Annotated in this window: 23 protein-coding genes; 19 read left to right on the top strand and 4 right to left on the bottom strand. The window is 66.1% G+C overall.

What is annotated here, in order from left to right:
• Position 1 precedes the first annotated feature (1 nt).
• The 5 genes from ARC20_RS01665 to ARC20_RS01650 are packed head-to-tail and all read left to right on the top strand — an operon-like array spanning position 2 to position 7858.
• Positions 2-397 (top strand): C40 family peptidase, encoded by a 396-nt coding sequence (locus tag ARC20_RS01665; RefSeq protein WP_057643343.1) that lies wholly within the window; start codon positions 2-4, stop codon positions 395-397.
• Positions 397-6537: a host specificity factor TipJ family phage tail protein gene (locus ARC20_RS01660; RefSeq protein WP_161809452.1), complete on the top strand. Its 6141-nt coding sequence runs from the start codon at positions 397-399 to the stop codon at positions 6535-6537. The genes ARC20_RS01665 and ARC20_RS01660 overlap by 1 nt, the downstream gene beginning before the upstream one ends.
• Entirely contained in the window at positions 6537-6821 is a 285-nt protein-coding gene (locus tag ARC20_RS18125; RefSeq protein WP_057645974.1) for a hypothetical protein, read from the top strand. Before ARC20_RS01660 ends, ARC20_RS18125 begins: the two co-directional genes overlap by 1 nt.
• A 41-nt stretch (positions 6822-6862) precedes the next feature.
• Positions 6863-7489: a hypothetical protein gene (locus ARC20_RS01655; protein ID WP_146165803.1), complete on the top strand. Its 627-nt coding sequence runs from the start codon at positions 6863-6865 to the stop codon at positions 7487-7489.
• 9 nt (positions 7490-7498) lie between these two features.
• Positions 7499-7858 carry a hypothetical protein gene (locus tag ARC20_RS01650; protein WP_057643335.1) on the top strand — a complete coding sequence of 120 codons (360 nt, stop codon included), beginning with the start codon at positions 7499-7501 and terminating at the stop codon, positions 7856-7858.
• Here ARC20_RS01650 and ARC20_RS01645 read toward each other — a convergent pair.
• The gene (locus ARC20_RS01645) at positions 7855-8133 is read right to left on the bottom strand and encodes a hypothetical protein (protein WP_057643333.1); all 279 of its coding nucleotides are present in this window, start codon (positions 8131-8133) and stop codon (positions 7855-7857) included. The genes ARC20_RS01650 and ARC20_RS01645 overlap by 4 nt on opposite strands.
• A gap of 383 nt (positions 8134-8516) precedes the next feature.
• Here ARC20_RS01645 and ARC20_RS01640 point away from each other — a divergent pair, with 383 nt between their 5' ends.
• The 11 genes from ARC20_RS01640 (at position 8517) to hemN (ending at position 15733) form a co-directional block, all read left to right on the top strand.
• Entirely contained in the window at positions 8517-8744 is a 228-nt protein-coding gene (locus ARC20_RS01640; RefSeq protein ID WP_057643330.1) for a hypothetical protein, read from the top strand.
• 3 nt (positions 8745-8747) lie between these two features.
• Positions 8748-9680, top strand: a complete 933-nt coding sequence (locus tag ARC20_RS01635) for an SOS response-associated peptidase family protein (RefSeq protein ID WP_057643327.1) — start codon at positions 8748-8750, stop codon at positions 9678-9680.
• Positions 9681-9769: 89 nt separating this feature from the next.
• Positions 9770-10045 (top strand): hypothetical protein, encoded by a 276-nt coding sequence (locus ARC20_RS01630; RefSeq protein ID WP_057643324.1) that lies wholly within the window; start codon positions 9770-9772, stop codon positions 10043-10045.
• Positions 10046-10085: 40 nt separating this feature from the next.
• Positions 10086-10343 (top strand): hypothetical protein, encoded by a 258-nt coding sequence (locus ARC20_RS01625; protein ID WP_057643321.1) that lies wholly within the window; start codon positions 10086-10088, stop codon positions 10341-10343.
• Between the two features lie 36 nt (positions 10344-10379).
• Complete coding sequence (locus ARC20_RS01620; RefSeq protein WP_057643319.1) at positions 10380-10640, top strand: hypothetical protein; 261 nt, start codon at positions 10380-10382, stop codon at positions 10638-10640.
• 28 nt (positions 10641-10668) lie between these two features.
• A complete protein-coding gene (locus ARC20_RS18710) occupies positions 10669-10875 on the top strand; it encodes a hypothetical protein (protein ID WP_237642482.1) in 207 nt (68 codons plus the stop codon).
• 470 nt (positions 10876-11345) lie between these two features.
• A complete protein-coding gene (locus ARC20_RS01610; protein ID WP_057643313.1) occupies positions 11346-11663 on the top strand; it encodes a hypothetical protein in 318 nt (105 codons plus the stop codon).
• Positions 11664-11994: 331 nt separating this feature from the next.
• Complete coding sequence (locus tag ARC20_RS17825; protein WP_146165802.1) at positions 11995-12807, top strand: TIGR04255 family protein; 813 nt, start codon at positions 11995-11997, stop codon at positions 12805-12807.
• A 5-nt stretch (positions 12808-12812) separates the two neighbouring features.
• Positions 12813-13307 (top strand): hypothetical protein, encoded by a 495-nt coding sequence (locus tag ARC20_RS01600; RefSeq protein ID WP_057643307.1) that lies wholly within the window; start codon positions 12813-12815, stop codon positions 13305-13307.
• Between the two features lie 8 nt (positions 13308-13315).
• The gene (locus tag ARC20_RS18120; protein ID WP_146165801.1) at positions 13316-13999 is read left to right on the top strand and encodes an HNH endonuclease family protein; all 684 of its coding nucleotides are present in this window, start codon (positions 13316-13318) and stop codon (positions 13997-13999) included.
• Between the two features lie 330 nt (positions 14000-14329).
• Complete coding sequence (hemN, locus tag ARC20_RS01590) at positions 14330-15733, top strand: oxygen-independent coproporphyrinogen III oxidase (RefSeq protein ID WP_057643588.1); 1404 nt, start codon at positions 14330-14332, stop codon at positions 15731-15733.
• 21 nt (positions 15734-15754) lie between these two features.
• On the opposite strand, the gene ARC20_RS01585 is transcribed toward hemN, so the two are convergent.
• Positions 15755-16033, bottom strand: a complete 279-nt coding sequence (locus tag ARC20_RS01585; protein WP_057643302.1) for a hypothetical protein — start codon at positions 16031-16033, stop codon at positions 15755-15757.
• 174 nt (positions 16034-16207) lie between these two features.
• On the opposite strand from ARC20_RS01585, the gene ARC20_RS01580 reads away from it, so the two are divergent.
• From ARC20_RS01580 to ARC20_RS01570, 3 genes are all read left to right on the top strand, one after another.
• Entirely contained in the window at positions 16208-16510 is a 303-nt protein-coding gene (locus ARC20_RS01580; protein WP_057643299.1) for a helix-turn-helix domain-containing protein, read from the top strand.
• Between the two features lie 498 nt (positions 16511-17008).
• On the top strand, positions 17009-18301 hold the full coding sequence (locus ARC20_RS01575) for a nucleotide sugar dehydrogenase (RefSeq protein WP_057643585.1): 1293 nt from the start codon (positions 17009-17011) through the stop codon (positions 18299-18301).
• Positions 18302-18340: 39 nt separating this feature from the next.
• Positions 18341-19963, top strand: a complete 1623-nt coding sequence (locus tag ARC20_RS01570; protein ID WP_057643296.1) for an FMN-binding glutamate synthase family protein — start codon at positions 18341-18343, stop codon at positions 19961-19963.
• A gap of 12 nt (positions 19964-19975) precedes the next feature.
• Here the strand turns inward: ARC20_RS01570 and ARC20_RS01565 are convergent, their stop codons facing one another.
• On the bottom strand, positions 19976-21205 hold the full coding sequence (locus ARC20_RS01565) for a TIGR03862 family flavoprotein (protein WP_057643292.1): 1230 nt from the start codon (positions 21203-21205) through the stop codon (positions 19976-19978).
• Entirely contained in the window at positions 21202-21642 is a 441-nt protein-coding gene (locus tag ARC20_RS18705) for an FKBP-type peptidyl-prolyl cis-trans isomerase (RefSeq protein ID WP_057643289.1), read from the bottom strand. The genes ARC20_RS01565 and ARC20_RS18705 overlap by 4 nt, the downstream gene beginning before the upstream one ends.
• Between the last annotated feature and the right edge of the window lie 36 nt (positions 21643-21678).

The raw sequence follows: 21678 nt of genomic DNA, 5'->3' as shown, positions 1-21678 counted from the left end.
CATGCGTGTGGCGGATGTGGAGCGGTTCTGCGAGATCCCCTATGACGAGGCGACGTTCGACTGCGCCGACCTCGTCGTTCACGTGCAGCGGCAGCTCTTCAACCGCGAGATCGAGCTTCCGGGTGCGCGCCCGCACGGTACCGAGGGGCAGGCCGCCTTGGGCGAGCTGTCGAAGGCCTACGCCCGGCGACGCGACGGCGCGCCGCAGGACGGCGACCTGGTGCTGATGCTCGACCACGGCCAGCGGCGGCCGGGCCACGCCGGCACCTACTTCTTCCTGGCCCACGAGGGCTGGGTTTTGCACGGCAATGAGCGCAACGGCTGCAGCGTGCTCCACCGCGTTCGCGAACTGCCCGAAATGGGTCTGAGGATCGAGGGTTACTACGAATGGGCCTGATGGAGAACAACGCGGATCCGGGTCGCCTGATCCTCACGCCGCATCCGGTGCTGCTGGACGGGCAGACCAACATCGTGGCGGACCTGCGCCCGGGCGAGTCGCTGTACGCCTTCCTGCAGCGGAATGTGGACGGTCTGGACGGGCAGCAGTGGCACGTGGCCATCGGCGGCCGCGCCGTACCCCGGCACATGTGGCACCACGTGCGCCCCAAGCATGGACAGGTGATCGAAGTGCGCGGCGCGGTGGCCAAGACCGCACTGTTCATCGTGGCCATGATCGCCCTGACCGTCTTCACCATGGGTATCGGCACCGCCGCCATGATCGCCACGTACGGCGCCTTCGCCGTGGGCGCCATGCAGGCGGCCGTGTACATGGTGGGAAGCCTGCTGATCAACAAGGTGCTCGGCCCGAAGGCGGACAAGGCCAAGAACGCCAGCACCGGGCAGAACGTCTACACCCTCAGCGCACCGCGCAACCAGGTGCGTCCATACGAGCCGCTGGGGCTGCTGCTGGGCACGCTGCGCATCGCGCCGGACCTCGCCAGCAACGCCTACGCCTGGTACGAAGGCGACGACCAGTATCTGGCGCTCATCCTTGCGCCGGGCGTGAACGTCGACCACGTCGATGAGCTGTACAACGGCGATGCCCTGCTGTCCTCGTTCGAAGGGGTGCAGGTCTACCACAACGGCTTCGCCGGCATGCCGAGCGAGGACATCCCGTTCTACAGCAATGCCGACGTGGTGGACGGCGGCACGCTGCTGGACACCGGCACCGATCCGAAGCACACGCCGGGCCAGTGGGTGCAGCGCACCGGCTCGGCCGATGCCATCAAGCTGGTGGTGGGCGTGGAGTTCACCCTGTACGACCGCACCAGCAAGGGCGGCGACAAGGCCAATACCGAGCAGATCCAGGTGCAGTACCGGCCCACCGGATCGACCGAGTGGCAGGTGTTCGGGAACTACACGGTCACCGGCAGCACGCCGCGGCAGCGCCGCGTCAGCTACACGAAGGACGTCGCCGCCGGGCAATACGACGTGCGCGTGCGCACTGCCGGCCTCAACACCGACGGCAGCGGCGCGCAGGCCAACTTCACCTGGGCAACGCTGACGAGCGTTCAGCAGGACGAGGCGAGCTATGCCGGCATTCCGCGAATCGGCGTGCGGCTGAAGGCCACTGGGCAGCTCAACGGCGCGCCCGACGAGATCCGTTGCGTCGCGCACTCGGCGCCGGTTCCGGTGTGGAACGGGACCGACTGGGTCACCCAAGAGACCTCCAACCCTGGAGCGCAGATCCTCGCCTATGCCCGCGGCATCGTGGACGAGACCGGACGCCGGATCGCGGGCATTGGTCTGCCCGACGAACAGATCGACATCGAGGCGCTGAAGGGCTTCATGCTGCACTGCGCCGCGAACGCCTTCACCTACGACAACTGGATCACCGACGTCCGCAGCCACGATGACGTGCTCAACGCGGTGGCACTGGCGGGCTTCGGTCAGATCAGCTGGGCCAGCGGGCGCCTCTCTGTGATCTGGGCGGCGGACGAGCAGCCCTTTTCCGGCGTGGTCAACATGGCCACCATCAAGAAGGGCCAGTTCCAGGTCGACTACACGCTGGCCAACGCGGCCGACGGCATCGAGTACAGCTACCTCGACAGCCAGGCCTGGGAGGCCAAAACCCTGCGCGTGCCGGCGCCGGGCATCACCACCATGCTCAACCCCGCCCAGGTGTCGGGGGAGGGCGTCACCAGCGAGGCGCATGCCGCGCAGCTGGCGCGCTGGCATCTCGCCCAGAGCCTGTACCAGTACAAGAGCATCAGCTACAGCACGGACATCGAGCACCTGTCCTATCGACGCCTTTCCCTGCTCGCCCTGCAGCACGACCTGACCCAGTGGGGCTACGGCGGGAGGATCATGGGCGCCAGCATCGCCGAGGGCGTGGTCACGCTGGAACTGGACGAGGAGGTGCCGGCGCCAGCCGCAGGGAGCGCCTTCATCGGCCTGCGCATCCCCGGCGAGCGCATGTACCGCGTGATGCAGGTTCAGTCCTTCGCCGGCACCAGCAAGACCCTGAGGCTGGTGGAGGCGTGGCCCGCCGACGCCGCGCTGCCGGGCAACTCGTCCGATAACCCGGCGTGGGACACCATCTGGATCTACGACTTTAAGCAGACACCCGGCTACCGCGTGCGCGTTACCGGCATTCAGCCGGAGAGCGACCTGAAGGGCGCGGCCGTCAGCGTCGTCGCGGAGGGGCCGGAGTTCTGGCACTACGTGAAGACCGGCGAGTACATCCCGGCGCCGAGCCAGTCGGCGCTGCAGACCCGGCCCGTGGCCAGCGACCTGGTGGTCACCGAGCGCCAGGTGGTGCAGGGCGATACCGTGTTCACCGAGCTGCAGGCCAGCTGGGCCATTACCGGCCCGGTCGGCAACACGGTGGTGCTCTCCGACCTCAACGGCGATGCCGAGCTGGAGCAGGTGGCCGCCAGCGTGACCCGGTCGGCCAGCTGGCGCATCCCGCACGCGGGCACCTACGCAATCGTGGTGCGGCCGTACAACCCCGACGGCATGGCCGGCATCGCCGCCAGCACGCTATACACCACGGCCGGTGCTGACGCCGCGCCGGTGCTGGTGGACATCTTCGACGTCGAGGAGGTCAGCGGCGGCGTGCGCCGGTACACCTGGGGCTTCTTCACCGACACCATCCAGTCCGCCGACTTCGCCGGCGTCGAGATCCGCTACGCGCCCGGCCTGCAGTCCGATCCGGTGTGGGAGGAGATGACGCCGTTGGGCAATGACGGCTATCACGCCATCGCCTTCGAATCGGTGGTGCCGGCGAGCGGGGACTGGACGATCGCCTGTCGCTCGCGCAATACCTCCGGTCGCCTCTCGACGGGTATGCGCGTTGTTCAGAAGCATCTCGGCAAGAACCTGGGCGAGATCCAGGCCGAGCAGCAGGGCCAGATCGACCAGAACACGCAGGACATCCTCAACGGCTTCAACCAGGTCGCACAGGAACAGCAAGGGCTTGTCGAGCAGTTGAGCCAGCAGGCGCAGGAGCTTGCCGATCAGGCGCAGGAGCTCGCTGAGCAGGCCGACGCGCTGGCGCAGCAGGGCAGCGACATCGCCGCACAGGCCGCGCAGATCCAGGCGCTGCAGAGCGCGCTCGATGCGCCCGATTGGGTCAGCACCGCCGAGTATGCCGCCGGCTCCATGGTGAAGCACGAGGGGCGCCTGTATTCCGCCACGCAGGATGTACCGGCCGGCATCGAACCGCCGAATGCTACCTACTGGCAAGACCTGGGCGACTACTCCAGCTTGGCCGACCAAGTCGCCGCCAATTCCGTGGCGATCAGCGTACTGCAGACGGATGTGACCAGCATCGGCGGCGAAGTGACCGCGCAGGGCAACGCTCTGACCGCGCTCGACTCGCGCGTCGAGGACGCCGAGGCAGGTATCAGCGGCAACACCACTGCGATCACCAACCTCAACACGCGGGTCACCACGGCCGAAGGCGGCATTACTTCCAACACCAACGCCATCACGCAGCTCGACACGCGACTGGATACGGCCGAAGGCAACATTACCTCTCAGGGTTCGGCGCTCACCGCGCTGACCACGCGCGTCGCCACGGCCGAAGGAAGCATTACTTCTCAGGGCAACGCGATCACGTCGCTCACCTCGCGCGTTGGAGACGTTGAGGCCGGCGTGTCGGCCAACAGCACGGCGATCACCAACCTGCAGACGCTCACCACTGCGCAGGGCAGCGCGCTCACTTCGCAGGGCGCGGCGATCACGCAGTTGCAGAGCGACATCGGAAGCAAGGCGGATGCATCGGCTGTCACCGCACTCACCACGCGCGTGACCAACGTCGAGAACACGGTGTCCTCGCAGGCCACCGCAATCACCTCGTTGCAGTCGAGCATGGGAAACATCGGCGGAGACAACCTGCTCCTGAACAGCTCGTTCGAGGCGCGCACCAGCGACACGGCGGTGCCTACGAACTGGTCTGTCAACGGTGTTGCGCCGGCCTACTCCTATCCTGCGTCGCCGCTGCCGGGTTCCAACGTGGTTGTGCGTCTCGACGCAACCTCCACTGCGTCGGGTCAGAACCTGGGCATCGAGCCCGCAGTCGCCAATCGGCCCAAGGTCGTTGCCGGCCAGAAGTACACCTTCAGCACCTTCCTGCGCGGCACGCCCACGCTGCAATTCCGCCAGATCATTTTGTATGTGGACGGTAGCGGCAACACGCTGCGCACCGACAACGGCCCGCTGACCAACCCGACCGACACGCTGACCCGTTATGCCTACACGTCTCCGGCCGCCGCGCCGACGGGCAGCGTGGCCGCGCGCGTGCTCTATCGCATGTACTCCACCGCTGCGAGCCAGGCGATGTACATGGAAATGGATAACGCTCAATTCCAGCAGGGCGAAGTCGCGACGCAGTGGGAGCCGAGCATCAGCGAAGTCTCCAATGCCAATGCTGCTAACGCCTCGGCCATCACGGCGCTCACCACTCGAGTGACGAACGCCGAGAACTCGATCACCTCGCAGGCGACCAGCATCACCACGCTCACCAGCACGGTGGGCCAGCTCAACGCTCGTGGCCCCAACTTGGTCAACGACTTCGGGTTCGAGTCCTACGCGGACGGAGCGACGATCTACACGGCCAGCGTCGGCACCATCGTGGCCGAATCGACCGACGTGTATGCGGGCAGCCGCGCGGCTCGCCTGCGTCGCACGGTGGCGCCGAACTCCACCAATCTCGACACCTACTACGGCCAGTTCGGCGACACCTCCGGCGGCCGCGTGTACTACCTCGAGGCGGTGGTGAAGGCCGACCTTGTGACGCAGCCGTCGCCGGGCTCTTCGCAGTTCCGGCTGGGCGTCAACAGCCAGAACAGCGCCAACACGAACGCGTGGACCACCGTCGCCGACCTCACCAAGACCGTCTCTACGCTCACGGCCTGGACGAAGATTTCGGGTTACGTCACCGTCCCGGCGGGCCACATCCGCGCACGCCCGTGGCTCAACATGCCGGGGAGCACCTCCGTGCTCGACGCTTCGGTGCTGATCGACAACCTGATGATGCAGGACGTGACCGATGCCTACAACGCCAACCAGGCCGGCATCGCGAACGCTTCGGCGATCACTGCGTTGACCACCCGCGTGACCACTGCGGAGAACACCATTACCTCGCAGGGCACGGCGATCACCAATTTGCAGGCCAGCGTGGCAGGCAAGGCCGATGCGAGCGCGCTCACCGCGTTGCAGGCGACCGTGACGGCACAGGGCAACACCATCACCTCGCAGGGTACGGCGATCACCAACGTGGCCGCCACGGCTTCGTCTGTGCGACCGAACCTGATGCCGAACGGCAGCTTTGAACTGGGCATGTGGCCCGATGGTGAAACGGCCGGGTGGCTGGCTGGGCAGAACTCATATTGGGGTGTCACCTGCACGCACACCAATCCCAGCTCGATCAACGGCGGTGGCCATGCTTTCACGAGCGCGCCTTTCCCGATGTCGGCCGGTGCCAACTACGTGTTGTCCTGGGACGGCCTGTTGTATGCCAGCTCCGGCACGATTCGAATGGACCTGCAGTTCTACGACGGCAACGGCTCGTTGATCACGGGCACCAGCGTTACCACCATCACCGTTTCTCCGAACAAGAACTTCAGCGATAGTGATGCGACGCGCCAGCAGTACGCAAAGCAATTCATTCCGCCGTCGAACTGCGCATCGGCACGCGTGCGCTTCGTATGGGAGGGCGTCACGGGCTGCACGGCCATCGGGGTGCGTCGAGTAAAGGTGGAGCAGGGCCAGCTGCCCGCCACCGTTTACAGCGCTGATCAGACCCTGCAGACGCAGGCCAGCGCCACGCAGTCGCTTACCGCTCGCGTCACGACCGCCGAGAACGGTGTCGCCAGCTACAACGCTTCGTGGCAAGTGACGCTGAACGCAAACGGCTACGTCACGGGTGTGCAGTCGGTGAACAACGGCACCAAGGGAACCTTCACCATCGTCGCGGACAACTTCAACATCGTGGCGCCCGCTGGCGGTGCTCGAACCGAGTTCAGCTCGGGCAACTGGCGCGTATATGATGCGGCCGGAACGCTCCGAGTGCGCATGGGGACTTGGGCCTGATGCCTGCCGGATTGCAAGCCTGGGACGCGGCCGGAAACCTGACGGTAGATCTGACCACGCGCCTGTCGCGCCTGGTAGGTATCCGGTATATCGGGGCGGGGGAGAGTGGCTCGGTAACTGTTGATGCATCGCTTGGGGAGCCGTGGGCGATTCCGGTTCCCCGGTCTTACCCCACCGGCTGCTGCCACAAGATCACGATCAGCGGCGGCACCATTTCCTTCGCACCCAACACTACCTCGCCAGGTCTGCAGACGGACGCGGACCTGTATTACGGGGTGCGCTGATGCCTGTTGGCTTCCAAGTAATGGCCCAGGACGGCAGCAGCATGCTGCAGATCGACGGCAGCTACCAGAACCTGCATCAGCGCAGCAAGGGAAGCGCCACCACCACGACCATCTACTTTCCGCTGGCCGGCGCGAATGTCAGCTACGTGGCCGTGCAGTTCGGTGGAGGCTTCAATCGCCGGCCGCTGGTCGCCGTTCGCTCCGGCTCGCTGGTAGCGATGGGCAACCCGCAGCAGAACCCCGATGGCTCCTGGTGGGCCTATTTCTATGTTCGGGCGGACGTCGGCGCGACCTTCGACTGGTATGCCTACGACACGCTGGCGCCGGCCGAGCGCGGCACGTACGGGCTGCAGGTGATGAACGCGGCCGGGGAGGTGGTGTTCGATTCCACCTGGAGGGCCATGCGAGTCGTGGGCATCGTTTCGAACGATGGGATCAGCGGTGTGACCTACAGCCTCCCGGCCGGGCGCACATATGCGGTCGCGATGAATCCCGGCGGCCGTGCCATCCCCACAGGCCCAAGTGCGGGGGTTGTGCAGAGCTTCGGCGCATCCGTAAGTAGCGGCACGATCACAGTATCCCCCTTTCAGGTCGCGACCATCGCCGGCGCGGTGTCGGCGGCCAACGGTCCGGTCGCCGGAATCATTCTCGACGTCACCAACTACTGAGGAAGCGCCATGATCACCATGCAGGGCTTGGGCACCACCACCGAGCTGGTCGCCCCGAACATCGCAGTGAAGTGGAACCCGACAGCAGCCACCGCGGAGCAGCTGGGCACCGTAGATTTCGCGATCGAGAAGATCGTCACCCGAGATGGCAGCGATCCGCTGTTCGTGGTCTCGCGCGACTTCGTCAGCGTGATCAGCGCGCAGATCGCCGACCTGCTGGCGGGGGACTACACCGTCACCAACCCGGCGACAGGCGAGCAGACTGTCGAGCCGGGCTGGAAGCTGATGGCGATGATCAAGGCGGTGGTCGACCACCGGCTGCAGCTGGCCGGTACAGAAGAGGCCCTGCCACAGGTTGCTGAAGATTAAAGGCAGCTGGCCAGCTGCGGGTCGAGCGGTCCGCGCGTCGTGACGCGTGAGCCGCCGGCGTCGCTGTCGATCTGTATGCCAAGCGGAGCCTTCGGCCAGCCGCCCTGGACTTCGACGCCGCCGTAATAGCGCGGCGTGAATCGCTCCGCGATGCAGGCCCGGACCAGATCGGCAGAATGGGCGCTGTGGTAGCTGTGGATCTGCTGGGAGGGCGAGCGGGTGGTGAAGCAGCCGGCAAGGGCTGCGGCGATTATGAGCAGTGCGAACGAACGCATGGGTTCTCTCCTGAGAGTGAGCGGCCACCGTAGCCGCCGGACATCCCGGTCCTCGCGCAAATCTGCGTCGGCCAGCCGGGCAGGAGAAGGTTCCCGCTGCAGGGTCTTCGGAAATACGTTCGAAGTGACAGGTCGCAGCACATGCGACGGCCTCAATTCATCCTCCCGGCCATGCGCAAAGCCAATACCAAGGCCCGCGAGGCCGCTCAGCGGGCGGAAGCCATCGAGCGGCAGATCGAGAGCATGCCCCCGCCGCGCGGGCGGGGCTGGCGGGCCTGGTGCCGCCACGCGGATGCCGTGGCGCGGCTGCGCCGGGAGGCTGCCCGTCTACGCCGCCTCAACGGAACCGGGCCTAGCCTGTCGTCCCAACCGGAGGACGAGCCATGGCTCTGACCCGAGATCAACTGCAGGCGCATCTGGACCAGCTCGGGGGCAGCATGCCCGGGCTGCTCGCCACCCAGGAGCACCACTTCTTCGAAGCCTTCGCGGCCATGGTCGAGACGATCGCCGATGCGGCTGCGCCGGGCGCCGACCGAGACTGGGTCGAGCATCAGGCCTTGGGTATGCTGGCCCGCAACGGGCTGATCCCGCCGATCGACGAGGCTGCCTGACCGATGTGCTACTCCGCCCAGGTGATCGCCGACTACCGGAAGCTGGTGCGCAACTACGGCGCCGTGATGTCGTTGGACGACTTCGCGAAGCTGTACTTCCACGACCCCGGTAAGGCTCGGCCGAAGACCCCGAAGGCGATGGACGATGGCTTTCTTCTCTCCGACCAAGCGGAGGTCGCCTCGATCGCGGCCGAGATCTGCGATTGGAACCAGGACGAGGCTTCCCGCTGGGAGAAGCAGCTGTTCGAGCAGAAGACACGGCTCAACAACGCCGAGCGGGCGCTGCAGACCAAGGTCACCAAGAAGGCGGAGAATGACGTGCGCGTGGCCGGCAACAAGATCGCACAAGCCGAGCAGAAGCTGGCCGACCTGCGACGTACCGAGCCCCTGTCGCGCGACAGCCGGATCTTCCCCGGCGTCTATGCGCCAGTGATCGTCATGGAGGGCGGAAGGCGAGTCATCAAGCCCATGCGCTACCAGTGCCGGCTGGAGGGCAAGCCGGCCTTCTATGACACGAAGTACCCTGGGACCTACAACGCCCGGCGGGACAGCCTGGAGAGCTACTGGCGCGAGGCCTTCGGCCGGCGGCACGGCATCTTGGTGGTGGACACCTTCTACGAGAACGTCGAGGGTCCGGACGGCAAGAACCAGGTCATCCAGTTCACGCCGCGCGACCGCCAGCCCATGCTGGTGGCCTGCCTGTGGTCAGCCTGGACGGATCCGAAGGGCGTGGAGCCCGACCTGCTGAGCTTCGCGGCCATCACCGACGAGCCCGAGCCCGAGGTCGCCGCCGCCGGCCACGACCGGACGATCATCAACATCAAGCCCGAGCACGTCGACGCCTGGCTCAACCCCGACCCGAACAACCTGGCCGCCCTGTACGCGATATTCGACGATAAGCAGCATCCCTTCTACGAGCATAGGCTGGCGGCCTAGTCGCTCTGAGCGGTCCGGGCGAATGCTTCACGCAAATTTTATGCCGATGTGGTTGATCTATGGGCGAAACCTAACCCACGGGGTGCGCCATGGATGAGGTGCTTTATGTCAGCGATACGCTCGGTGCGCACGAAGCTGCCCGAAGGTTCAACAGGGTTCACCCTGGGAAGCACTGGGATCAATCGGACATGGCGCTCTTTAGGGTCATGGCTGTAGATCAGCTGAATTTCATAGTGTGGGAAGGCGACGTTTGGTTGCCTGAGAGAGGCATATTGCTAGAGGAAGCCATCAAGCTCTACCCTCGATGGCGCTCGGATCTCGTCGTCACCTTCAGTCCAGCAAAGAAGGCTGCCGCAAAGACGTGAGCCATGATCCTTCGAGATACCTTTTTGCGCGGAGAAGTCTATGCGCGAGCCCACGGATGCCGAGATCATTGAGCACCTGCGGGGCCGGTGCGACGCGTTGAGCTGGGTTGCCACGACGCTTATCCACTCGCACTCCAGCCTCGGTCAGGTCAAGGCCAGCTGGCATGCCAGGCGCGCCGTTGAACGCGCCGGGGGCATGGTCGGGCAGGGATTTGACTATCGGCAGGCGTACCTCGAGGAATTGGCCGCTTGGACGATGACCTTGGACACCCTCGCCACTCGCCGCGGGCAGGAGTAGCCTCCTGCTGCAGAACTGGCCGCTGAGGGAAATCTCATGGCTGAACATGACGCGGACGCCTATGCGAAAGCGCTGATGGGCCTCGCAGCTCGGGTGGACGCACTGACGTGGGTCTCAGGTGCGCTGTTGCGTTCCCACCCGCATCCCGATCAGGTATTGGCCGCATGGCGCGAGCGGGCCGTAGACGCTGCCGACAGCGGGTTCGAAATTGCCAACGAGCAGTACCGGGCGCTATTCCATGAGCAGCTAAGGCTATGGGCCGGGACTTTGGAGGCGGAAGCTGGCAGGCACGGGTGATGCGATGGATCGGGCGACTGCCACTGCTTTGATCGATCAGCTGTGCCGCGACCTTCCTGCCGGCGGTACTTCCGAGGCCGACGAGTTCGACTACGGGTGGTTCCGGGAACGCGTTGGTAGCGTCGCCGAACACTGCCGAGCGGCGGACGGGATCTACATCTGGCAATACGCTTTATGGCACCTGGACCAAGCGGGCCTGATGCCCGAAGGGATCGCGCCGCTCCATTGGACCTGAGTTGGCAAAGACGGCCTCAGCGACCGCGTTGCAGTTCAGCCCAGCATGCCTCGGCAATTCCAGCAGTTTGCTCGGGTGAGGCGCGTCGGCCAACGCTCACTGACATCCGCGCGTCATAGCGCAGCTGCATGCATTCCCGGTCCCCATGGCACGCGAGGTATGCGTCGCAGGCCGCCTTCAAGGAGGGCACGACGTCACGCTGGAAGTCCAGGTGCGAATAGGGGCTGGTCGCATGCCGGGCGCCCCACGCCGAGATGACCGACTCCACATTCACTACAACAGCGTTCGCCCCGCTCATATCGCCTCCAGAAATAGTCGGGGTGATTCTCATCAGGCGCGGTGAAAGGACCGTTGCGAGGTCGTGGACGATTCGTCGGGCTTCACAGGTCACATGGTATCGACGGGCAGGGGCCAACGCTCAGGTTCCGGCCAGTCGCAGACTGTGAAACGCGGCAGGGTAGGTTAGGGGCATGTCGCTACCAGTTGGATTCCAATGGCGCCCATGGGGCTCCGACCTACACCTCGATCTCGACGGCCGTGGGATCGGCCTGATCGTGGAACTGCCGGAGGGCCGGGGCTGCCGCGTCTCCAGGAACGACGGGACGACCAACCTCCGCTTCGAGTTCCTGCCGAGCCGTGACGAGTCTGTCCGCTTCCTGGAGAGCTGGGCCGTGCGATGGGAGGAGCGGATCCGGGAGCAGTACCGTGGCCTGGGCTACGCGCTTCCAGAGGAACGCCGGATGGGCATCGAGGTCCAGACGACCCATCGGCGCCGGCGGCGTCGCTGAGACGGGGAGGCAGGCATGACGGACCACGACGAGACCCCCCGATCCTGCTCAACGGCCAGGTGCCGGACGAGTCGGTGCGCCTGCAGAACGGCGACACCGTGGTGCTGGTGAACCCGGCGGTGGCCGGCAAGATCGTCGTCGGGCCACTGCGTATCCTTGGCCCCAACGGCTATCAGGCCGCGCACATCGCCACGAGCCGCCAGGGGCATTGCCAGGCGGCGCGCCGGAGGAGTGGTACTTCACTCGCGGGGCGATCTACGAGGTCAGACGGCCAAGGGGCTGGAACTAGCGGACCAGTTCGGTTGTAGTCTCGCCCGGTACTGAGACGTGCGTGTTGCAACGAAAGCTGGCAAACTGCCGCCGTTTCCGCACCCCACACAATCCTATGGCCCAGGTCACGGCAGACGTGCTATTCGGCTACCAGTCGCCGAACGTTGACGCTTACAAGCTAGGGTTCTTGAAGTCGATTGTCTGCGAGCTCAGGTTTCCCACGTTATTGGAACTGGGGAACCGAGTGCCTCCTCACGCTTTCGTGAAGGCTCTGCGCAAAAGCTATCCGACGCTCGAGCTGGGCAACGAAGTAAGCTTCGCTCCTGGTGTTCAGGGCAGTACTTCACATTTTCATGTGCTTCGATCACTTAACACGGCTTGGGCCATTGCACTGCGGCCCAACGCACTTCAGGTTGAAGGTACTAAATACACGACTTACGCGGATCTTCGTGCACGGGTAGAAGAAGTCGTAGCCGCAGCGAGCGAAATGGTTGATGCCGATTCTTGGACTCGTGTTGGGTTGCGATTTGTTAACTTGATTTCTCATCCAGAAGATCCCATCAATGGGGCGTGGCTGAATTCTGCAATCGTCGGTCCTTTGCATAGCGCGGGCGTGCAGGGCTTGACCGATTTCGGAGGCCGCATTTCTGCGATGAACGAGGACGGTAGAGGGTTCAACTTCCAGCACCAGCTGCAGCTTCGTCAAGTCGAAGATCGATTGAAGCCTGAGTACGTAATTGACATTGACGCGTACGCCCAGGGCATTGCGCTTGGGGATACGCTGAAGTGTCTCGATTCTCTCCACGAACTAGCGTTTAACATTTTTGACTGGAGCCTGGGCGAGGATGCCCGCTCGTATCTGCGAGGAGGTTGATCGGTATGGATTACCAACAGCACGCGGTCGACTACGCAAGTATTCCTCATTCGGTAATGTTCCCCCCAGCGGTGACCACTCCGCATGAGCCTCGCCGCCATTTCACGTCATTCATCTCCGAGGAGCGTAGTGAGCCAAGCACGGTGACACGCTACGCTGCTACGGGCACGCGGACTAACGTGGTGGCGAAAGAGGCCGTTGAGCGCGTTGAGACCCAAATGATCGAGGCTGTGGGCGCGATCGTGAAAAGGCAGGTTGAGGCGAAAGAACGAATCACTTCTGTAGTTGCCAGTCAGCGCGCCGCTTTGCTTACGATGAAGTTGGCGCGAGCCGATTCCTCAGTCGAGACTCTGGCCCGTCTAGAAATACTCAATAGGCGGATGGAGTCATTGGCACCCCGCGTCCATCCTTCACAGGTGGCTCGTCTGGAGGAAGTGATAGGGTCGCTTGAGCGTTCCAAAGCTGTGCTAGCCGAGATTGATTTGTTGCTCGATGCCTGAGGGCGCGCGTGTCCGTCTTTCTCTATCCCAAGACTAAGCTCACTCGAAAGTTGCGCCCGAGGCGCTTTAAGCGCTATCAGAGCTATAAGCGCTTTCTGCAGACGGAATTTTCCCGTCTTTGTGTCTATTGCAGATTTCCCGACACTCGTGGGCCGAGCAGCATCTACGCGGTTGATCACTATCGGCCAAAGGCAAATCCGCGCTTTACGGCCCTCACCAACGACTACTTTAACCTCTTCTACTGCTGCGCCGCTTGCAACTCGTGGAAGGGGAACTATTGGCCGGATGACGAAAAATCTGGGCCGTATATTCCAAACCCCTGCGATCATGAGATGGCAGCGCATATTGTCTTCGACAAGGCTACTGGCGAAGTCAAGGCGATGTCTCCTTGGGGCGAATACACTCGTGACTATCTGCATTTGAATGATCGGGGCATGGTTGAGTTTCGCCGAACCACCATGCATGCGATCAAGCTGTGTACGGAAGAGGAAATCCGGCTTTCGTCGCGTGTAACAAAGGCAAAGACGAAGCTGCGGCGTGGGGAGATTGATCGCGATCGCTACGAAAAGGTGATGCTGCTCATCGAGTCGCAGCAGGAGACGAATCGATCCTATCTCCAAGAGTTGTTGGGTACGAAGCCACTTGAGGCTATCCCTGCCTCAAAGGGCGGGCTCCCGATGTTCGCTCCTTGAACCCGGCGACCGGGGACTACCGGAGGGGCGGCGCGCCTAGGGATCGTTTCCCGAAGGCGTTCCGCAATCGACTGGCGCCCCTTGCGCCGCAAGGCTCTTCGAGGCACGTCGCGCGACCATTTGCGGAACGAGCTGCCAGCCGAAAGGCTTGTCCCAGCTCGATTCCCGTCCGGACTGCAAATCCGCGTACGCCGGTTCAATTCCGACCCAGGCCTCCATACAAAGCCCGCCCATGGCGGGTTTTGTCGTTTCCGGGGTCCGCGATCCGCCCGGGCCGGGCATTGATCCTGATCAAGGACGGCACGGGTATACCCGGCGATGCTGCGCGCCATGCAGACGACCGCCCAAGCCCACGTCATCCCCCGCTGGCACTTCGATGCGGAGCTGCTGCGCCGCTACGACCGTCCGGGCCCTCGCTATACCTCGTACCCCACCGCGCCGCAGTTCCATGACGGCTTCGGCTGGCCGCAGCTGCGCGAGGCGATCGAACAGGCGCCGGCGGGTCCGCTGTCGCTGTATATCCACGTGCCGTTCTGCAGCAGCCCGTGCTTCTACTGCGGCTGCAACCGCGTCATCACCCGCGACCGCAGCCGCGGCGTGGCGTATGTCGCGCGGGTGTTGCGCGAGGCCAGCCTCATCGCGCCGCTGCTCGCCGGCAAGCGCGAAGTGGTGCAGCTGCATTTCGGCGGCGGCACGCCGAATTTCCTCAGCCCCGATCTCATCGGAGAACTGCTGCGCGGCCTGCGCCACCATTTCCATTTCAGCAGCGAACCCTCGCGCGATTTCTCCATCGAGCTGGACCCGCGCACGCTGGCCCCCGCCGAACTGGGGGATCTGGCGCAGCTCGGCTTCACCCGCGCCAGCCTCGGCATCCAGGATTTCGATCCCACCGTGCAGAAGGCCATCAACCGCGTGCAGAACGCGCGCGAGACGCTGGCGCTGATCGAGGCTTGTCGTACGCATGGCATGCGCTCGGTCAACGTGGACCTCGTCTACGGCCTGCCGAAGCAGACGCTCGCAGGCTTCGGCGACACGCTGGACCGCGTGCTGGAAGCGCGGCCGAACCGTTTCGCGATCTACGGCTACGCGCACCTGCCGTCGATGTTCCGCGCGCAGCGCCGCATCCACGACGAAGACCTGCCCGATGCCGAGATGCGCCTGGCGCTGCTGGGCCTGGCGGTGGAGCGGCTGACCGCCGCCGGCTACCAATACATCGGCATGGACCACTTCGCGCTGCCCGACGACGAGCTCGCGCGCGCGCAACGCGAGGGCGGCCTGCACCGCAACTTCATGGGCTACACCACGCACGCGGCGACCGACCTGCTTGGCCTGGGCGTGAGCGCGATCAGCCGGGTGGGCGGCACCTACGCGCAGAATCCGCGCGAGCTGCCGGCGTGGGAAGCGTCCATCGACCAGGGCCGCGTGCCGGTCTGGCGCGGGCTGGCGATGTCGCGCGACGACGTGATCCGGGGCGACCTGATCCAGTCGCTGATGTGCCAGGGCGAAGTGGACACGCGACAGATCGGCGAACGACACGGCATCGATTTCGCACAGTATTTCGCCCAGGAGCTGCAAGCGCTGGACCCGCTGCGCGCCGACGGCCTGGTGGAAGCCGATGCCGGCCACGTGCGCGCCACCGAACGGGGCCGCCCGCTGCTGCGCCTGATCGCGATGTGCTTCGACCGTTACCTGCGCCAGCCGCGTCCGGCCGGCGGCTTCTCGCGGGCGATCTGAGCGATGGGCCGCCCGGAAGCTTCAGCGCGGCGCGCGGGCGTGTTCGCGGGCGATCGAAGCCAGGGTCTCGGACCACTCGGCCAGTTCCTGCTGGAACTTCGCCCGGTACAGCGCGGCGGCCTCCGGGATCTCGAAGCCGCTGTCGGTCGCATCGGGCATGCGCCGGCGCCAGGCCTCGAGCACGGCGTTCGGGTCGGGATGGGTTTCAAGCAGGGCGCCGGTGACCCAGGTCACCGCGTCCAGGCGGGCGGCGAGCGCGGACATGGCGTCGACGAGGGAAGCCAGTTGCGATGAGTCCATGGACGATCCAGTGCAGCAAGGGTGCGGGCGATCCCGCGCGCGATGGCGCGGGGGCGCGAAACCTGCCGTCCCTGTGCGTGTGCCGTCGATCCCTCGCGCCGACTCTAACCGCAATTCGAGTGATGAATGTGGCAACACCGGCAGAAGTACCGAACTCTCCAACCGAGGTGGAACGTGAGCAAATTGACCGAATCGCTGCGGCATGACATCGCGGCGCTGTACGAGGCAGGGGCGATCGACAAGGTCACCATGCGTGAATTCGAAGCCGTCTGCCCGCCGCCGGTGCGCGATTTCAGCGCCATCGACATCAAGCGGCTGCGCGAGGGCCTGCGTTTCAGCCAGCCGGTGTTCGCCCACCACCTGCACACCACGGCCTCGACCGTGCGCAAGTGGGAGCAGGGCGAAACGCGCCCGGCCGGCCCGGCGCTGAAGCTGCTGAACGTGATTGCCGACAAGGGCCTGAAGGCCATCCTGTAAGGCGAGCACGCCACGCCGCCCCGGGGACCGGGGCGGCGTGGCGGTGTGTGTTGGTGCCCGAGGCCGGGATCGAACCGGCATGCCTTTCGGCGAGGGATTTTCGTGCCACTTCGGCTTTCGCCGCCGGCGCGCGTGCACGCCGTTCGTGGTCTGGAGCACGCCTTCACCGTAGCCCTGCGGCCGTAGGTGCCCGCCGTCTGCTCTCTACACCTTCCCGGCGAGGGGCCGGGCTTGGCTCGGCGTTGGCGCGGACGCGGGGCGTCCAGGGCGTTCGCCGACTTTGACGGGTGCCACTTCGGGCGTTTCCCCCCGAAGGCTCAAATTGTCCAAGTCCCTTGTGTCTACCAGTTTCACCACTCGGGCGTGGTGTTGCCTGCCGGTGCGAACCGGCACGATAGCGTGCCTGATCGCGCGCAGCTTGTGAATCACGGGCGCTGGGTTATGCTGCCGGCCGCGCGCCGCCTGCGCCTGGCGCGCCCGCTCGCCGAAAGGAACCGCATGCCCGCTGCCGCCCTGCCTGATCCCGCCACCGCGCGCATCGCCATCATCGGCCTGGGATACGTCGGCCTGCCGCTCGCGGTGGCGTTCGGCAGCCACCGCGACACGCTCGGCTTCGATATCGACGCGCAGCGCATCGCGCGGCTGCGGACGGGCGAGGACAGCACGCTGGAAGTGCCGGCCGAGGAACTCGCCCAGGCCACCCGGCTGCACTACAGCGACGCGCCGGCCGACCTGGCCAGCGCGCAGGTGTTCATCGTCACCGTGCCCACGCCCATCGACGAGGCCGAGCAGCCCGACCTCGGCCCGCTGCGTTCGGCCACCGCGCTGATCGCCGCCGCGCTCAAGCCCGGCGACCTGGTGATCTACGAATCCACCGTCTACCCCGGCACCACCGAGGAAGTCTGCGTGCCGTTGCTGGAGCAGGGCTCGGGCCTGCGCTTCAACCAGGATTTCCACTGCGGCTACAGCCCGGAGCGGATCAACCCGGGCGACCGCCAGCGCCGCCTGCCGGATATCCGCAAGGTCACCGCCGGCTCCACCCCGGAAACCGCCGAGGTCGTGGATGCGCTGTACCGCGGCATCATCACCGCCGGCACCTGGCGCGCGCCGTCCATTCGCGTGGCCGAGGCGGCCAAGGTGGTGGAGAACATCCAGCGCGACGTCAACATCGCGCTGGTCAACGAACTGGCATTGATCTTCGACCGGCTCGGCATCGACACGCTGGACGTGCTCGAAGCGGCTGGCACCAAGTGGAATTTCCTGCCGTTCCGGCCCGGGCTGGTAGGCGGGCACTGCATCGGCGTGGATCCGTATTACCTGCTGCACAAGTCCGAGAGCGTGGGCTACCACCCGGATTTGATCCACACCGCGCGGCAGGTGAACAACCGCGTCGAACAGCACGTGTCCTCGCGCGTGGCCGCGTTGCTCGGTGCGCAGGGCCGGCCCATCGCCGGTGCGCGCGTGCTGGTGCTGGGCGTGACGTTCAAGGAAAACTGCCCGGACCTGCGCAACAGCCGCGCACTGGAACTGGTGCGCGGGCTGCAGGCGCTCGGCGCGCAGGTCGATGCCTGCGACCCTTGGGCCGACCCGCGCGAAGCGCGCGAACACGGCGGCATCACCCTGTGCGATGCGCCGCAGGCAGGCCAGTACGATGCCGTGGTGCTGGCGGTCGCGCATGCGCAGTACCGGGGGTACAGTGCCGCCGACATCGCCGCGCTCGGCCGTCCGCAGGCCGTGGTGTACGACGTCAAGTCGGCGTGGCCCCGCGAGGCCGTCACCGACCGGCTCTAGCCTTCGGCCAGCGGCCGCACTTTCCCGAGAGAGGCACCGATGTACCGCTACCTGGCCTTCGCGTTCTGCCTGTTGATGCTGGTCGTGTCCGTGGCGCTGGCGCGCTACTGGATCGCCTGGGACTGGGGCGTGGTGATCTTCGCGGTGCTGTGCGTGATCGGCGTGTGGGACATGCTGCAGGCGCGCAGCACGCTGCGGCGCAATTACCCGGTGCTGGCGCATTTCCGTTTCGGGCTGGAATCGATCGGCCCGGAGATTCGCCAGTATTTCGTGCAGAGCGACCTGGACGAGGTGCCGTTCTCGCGCCAGCAGCGGGCGCTGGTGTACCAGCGCGCCAAGAACCAGATGGACGTGGTGCCGTTCGGCACGCTGCACAGCACGTACCGCGTGGACTACGAGTGGATCAACCACTCGGTGGCGCCGGCGAAGATCGATTCGCACGATTTCCGCGTGCTCATCGGCGCGCAGAGCCGCCAGCCGTATTCGGCCAGCGTGTTCAACATCTCGGCGATGAGCTTCGGCGCGTTGTCGGCCAACGCGATCCGCGCGCTCAACGAAGGCGCGCGGCGCGGCAACTTCTACCACGACACCGGCGAGGGCTCGATCTCGCCTTACCACCGCGAACGCGGCGGCGACCTGGTGTGGGAGATCGGGTCCGGCTACTTCGGTTGCCGCGATGACGCCGGGCGTTTCGACCCCGAGCGTTTCGCCGCCAATGCCGCCGACCCGCAGGTCAAGATGATCGAGGTGAAGCTCTCGCAGGGTGCCAAGCCTGGCCACGGCGGCGTGCTGCCCGCGGCGAAGGTGAGCGCCGAGATCGCCGCCACGCGCGGCGTGCCGATGGGCATCGACTGCGTGTCGCCGGCCGCGCATTCGGCGTTTTCCACGCCGATCGAACTGCTGCAGTTCGTGGCCCGCCTGCGCGAGTTGTCCGGCGGCAAGCCGACCGGCTTCAAGCTGGCGCTGGGCCATCCGTGGGAATGGTTCGGCATCGCCAAGGCGATGCAGGAAACCGGGCTGCTGCCGGATTTCATCGTCGTCGATGGCGCCGAGGGCGGCACGGGCGCGGCGCCGGCGGAGTTCGTCGACCACGTGGGCGTGCCGATGCACGAGGCGCTGCGGCTGGTGCACAACACCCTCGTGGGCCTGGACCTGCGCGATCGCATCAAGCTCGGCGCGGCCGGCAAGATCACCAGCGCCTTCGAGATCGCCAAGACCATCGCGATGGGCGCGGACTGGTGCAACGCCGGGCGTGGCTACATGTTCGCGCTGGGCTGCATCCAGTCGCTGAGCTGCCACACCGACCGCTGCCCCACCGGCGTGGCCACGCAGGACCCGCGTCGCTGGAAGCACCTGGACCTGGCCGACAAGGCCACGCGCGTGCACCACTATCACGAGAACACGCTGCGCGCGTTGCGCGAGCTGCTGGCCGCGGCGGGCCTCAATGATCCCTCGCAGCTGGGCCCCGAGCACATCCTGCGCCGCGTGTCGGCGGTGGAGATCCGTTCGCTGGCCTCGCTGTTTCGCTACCTGGAACCGGGCGAGCTGCTGCGGCAGGTGCCCGACCATGCGGTCTTCCACGATTTCTGGGCCGACGCGCGTGCCGATTCGTTCCAGCCGCCGGCGCGCATCAAGGCGCTGCGCGACAGCAAATCACGCTGAAAGCCCGCGCGCTCAGGCGCGGGCGCGCAGCCAATCGACCGCGCCGCGCCCGGCGCGCAGGCCACTGGCGAAGCAGGCGGTGAGCAGGTAGCCGCCGGTCGGGGCTTCCCAGTCGAGCATTTCGCCGGCGCAGAACACGCCGGGTAGTTCGCGCAGCATCAGATGGTCGTCGAGCGCTTCCAGGCGCACGCCGCCCGCGCTGCTGATCGCCTCGTCGATGGGGCGCGGGCGCAGCAGTTTCAGCGGCAGCCGCTTGAGCGTGGCGGCCAGCGTGGCGGCATCGGCGGTGATCGTCTTGCCAAGCACTTCGTGCAGCAGCGCGGCCTTGACGCCACTCACGCCGGCCTGGCGGCGCAGGTGTTCGCTGAGGCTGCGGCCGTTGCGCGGGCGCGCCAGCTCACTGCGCAGGCGGTCCTCGTCGCGGCCGGGCACCAGGTCCAGGTACAGCGTGGCTTCGCCCTCGCGGGTGATCTGATCGCGCAGGTCGGCCGACATCGCATACACCAGGCTGCCCTCGATGCCGTTGGCGCTGGCCACGCATTCGCCTTGCATCGCGTGGGCGTGGCCGTGCACGTCGGTCCAGTGTGCGACCACCGGCTTGAGCGGCGCGCCGGCGTGGCGTTCGGCGAAGTAGGGCGTCCAGGCCACGTCGAAACCGCAGTTGGCCGGTTGCAGCGGCGCGACGTCCACGCCGCGCGCGGCCAGCGGCGCGACCCACGCACCGTCGGAGCCGAGTTCGGGCCAGCTGCCGCCGCCCATCGCCAGCACGGTGGCGTCGGCCTGCACGTGCTGCTCGCCGTCGGGCGTGGCGAAGCGCAGTGCATCGCCGTCCCAGCCGAGCCAGCGGTGTTGTACGTGGAAGCGCACGCCTTCTTCCTTCAGCCGGCGCACCCAGCCGCGCAACAGCGGCGCGGCCTTGCGGTCCAGCGGGAACACGCGGCCGGAGGTGCCCACGTAGGTGTCCACGCCCTGCGCGCGTGCCCACTCGCGCAGGGCGTCGGCGTCGAAATCGCGCAGCCAGCCGGCGACGGCGTCGGCGCGTTCGCGGTAGCGCGAGACGAAGACCTCGAACGGATCGGAATGGGTGAGGTTGAGCCCGCCCTTGCCGGCAATGAGGAACTTGCGACCGACCGAGCCCTTGGCCTCGTACACGTCCACCGACACGCCGGCGCGGCAGGCGACCTCGGCGGCCATCAGGCCGGCCGGTCCGCCGCCGATCACCGCCAGGCGCGGCGCGCTCACTTCGGCTGCACCTTCAGCAGTTCGACCTCGAACACCAGCGAGGCGCCCGGCGGGATCACGCTGCCGGCGCCTCGGTCGCCGTAGCCGTAGTCGGGCGGGATCATCAGCGTGCGGTGGCCGCCTTCGCGCATGCCGGCCACGCCTTCGTCCCAGCCGCGGATGACCTGTCCGGCGCCGAGCGCGAAGGTGAAGGGCTCGGCGCGGTCCAGCGAGCTGTCGAACTTCGGCCCGTGCTTGTCCGCCTTGCGCTCGTCGTACAGCCAGCCGGTGTAGTGCACGCTGACGCGATCGCCCGCCTGCGCAAGCGCGCCGGTGCCCGGCTGCGTGTCCAGCGCCTGGAACGCGGCAATCGTGCCCCCTGGCGGCGGGCCGGGCGGGGTGCAGGCGGCCGGGGCCAGGGCGAGCAGGAACAGCAGGCAGGTGCGCGGCAGGGACATGGTGGCGTATCGGGGGAAAACACCGATTATCGCATC

The organism is Stenotrophomonas panacihumi, from assembly GCF_001431645.1.
Lineage (GTDB): Bacteria > Pseudomonadota > Gammaproteobacteria > Xanthomonadales > Xanthomonadaceae > Stenotrophomonas_A > Stenotrophomonas_A panacihumi.
This window is presented reverse-complemented; position numbering and strand designations above follow the sequence as displayed.

Excerpts from the sequence above, each read along its gene's own strand:
- ARC20_RS01665 (WP_057643343.1), top strand. The coding sequence starts at position 2 with ATGCGTGTGGCGGATGTGGAGCGGTTCTGCGAGATCCCCTATGACGAG.
- ARC20_RS01660 (WP_161809452.1), top strand. The coding sequence starts at position 397 with ATGGAGAACAACGCGGATCCGGGTCGCCTGATCCTCACGCCGCATCCG.
- ARC20_RS18125 (WP_057645974.1), top strand. The coding sequence starts at position 6,537 with ATGCCTGCCGGATTGCAAGCCTGGGACGCGGCCGGAAACCTGACGGTA.
- ARC20_RS01655 (WP_146165803.1), top strand. The coding sequence starts at position 6,863 with ATGCTGCAGATCGACGGCAGCTACCAGAACCTGCATCAGCGCAGCAAG.
- ARC20_RS01650 (WP_057643335.1), top strand. The coding sequence starts at position 7,499 with ATGATCACCATGCAGGGCTTGGGCACCACCACCGAGCTGGTCGCCCCG.
- ARC20_RS01645 (WP_057643333.1), bottom strand. The coding sequence starts at position 8,133 with ATGCGTTCGTTCGCACTGCTCATAATCGCCGCAGCCCTTGCCGGCTGC.
- ARC20_RS01640 (WP_057643330.1), top strand. The coding sequence starts at position 8,517 with ATGGCTCTGACCCGAGATCAACTGCAGGCGCATCTGGACCAGCTCGGG.
- ARC20_RS01635 (WP_057643327.1), top strand. The coding sequence starts at position 8,748 with ATGTGCTACTCCGCCCAGGTGATCGCCGACTACCGGAAGCTGGTGCGC.
- ARC20_RS01630 (WP_057643324.1), top strand. The coding sequence starts at position 9,770 with ATGGATGAGGTGCTTTATGTCAGCGATACGCTCGGTGCGCACGAAGCT.
- ARC20_RS01625 (WP_057643321.1), top strand. The coding sequence starts at position 10,086 with ATGCGCGAGCCCACGGATGCCGAGATCATTGAGCACCTGCGGGGCCGG.
- ARC20_RS01620 (WP_057643319.1), top strand. The coding sequence starts at position 10,380 with ATGGCTGAACATGACGCGGACGCCTATGCGAAAGCGCTGATGGGCCTC.
- ARC20_RS01610 (WP_057643313.1), top strand. The coding sequence starts at position 11,346 with ATGTCGCTACCAGTTGGATTCCAATGGCGCCCATGGGGCTCCGACCTA.
- ARC20_RS01600 (WP_057643307.1), top strand. The coding sequence starts at position 12,813 with ATGGATTACCAACAGCACGCGGTCGACTACGCAAGTATTCCTCATTCG.
- hemN (WP_057643588.1), top strand. The coding sequence starts at position 14,330 with ATGCAGACGACCGCCCAAGCCCACGTCATCCCCCGCTGGCACTTCGAT.
- ARC20_RS01585 (WP_057643302.1), bottom strand. The coding sequence starts at position 16,033 with ATGGACTCATCGCAACTGGCTTCCCTCGTCGACGCCATGTCCGCGCTC.
- ARC20_RS01575 (WP_057643585.1), top strand. The coding sequence starts at position 17,009 with ATGCCCGCTGCCGCCCTGCCTGATCCCGCCACCGCGCGCATCGCCATC.
- ARC20_RS01570 (WP_057643296.1), top strand. The coding sequence starts at position 18,341 with ATGTACCGCTACCTGGCCTTCGCGTTCTGCCTGTTGATGCTGGTCGTG.
- ARC20_RS18705 (WP_057643289.1), bottom strand. The coding sequence starts at position 21,642 with ATGTCCCTGCCGCGCACCTGCCTGCTGTTCCTGCTCGCCCTGGCCCCG.